Source organism: Planomonospora algeriensis (genome assembly GCF_977012225.1).
The window spans coordinates 1-298 of the sequence record NZ_CDRNDK010001154.1 but is presented as its reverse complement, the minus strand read 5'-3'; the positions used below and the strand labels follow the sequence as shown (position 1 = coordinate 298).

The 298-nt window shown below is 73.8% G+C and carries 1 protein-coding gene; it reads right to left on the bottom strand.

Annotated features, from left to right (window positions below; translation table 11 throughout):
- Positions 1-281 (bottom strand): ATP-binding protein (locus ACWJ6R_RS38225; RefSeq protein ID WP_449066831.1); only part of this gene is annotated, 281 nt, incomplete at its 3' end.
- Between the last annotated feature and the right edge of the window lie 17 nt (positions 282-298).

Genomic DNA, 298 nt, shown 5'->3' with positions numbered 1-298 from the left:
CGGATCCGGGGCAGGCTGTCGGCCGAGCCCGCGTCGATCACGTCGATGTGGAGCGTTCCATCCCACTCGATGACCGCCACGCTCACCCGTCCGCCGGGCACCCGGCCGGAGTCGGAGTGCCGCACGGAGTTCGCGACCAGCTCGGTGACGAGCAGCAGGGCGTCGTCGGTCCGGGCGTGGCCGGTGCCGTCCAGCAGGCCTCGCACGTAGCGTCTCGCCCGGGGCACGGCGGCGAGTTCACCGGGCAGGTCGGCCTGTCCCAGCAGCCGGGGCGCGGTCACCGTACGGCCTCCAGGAT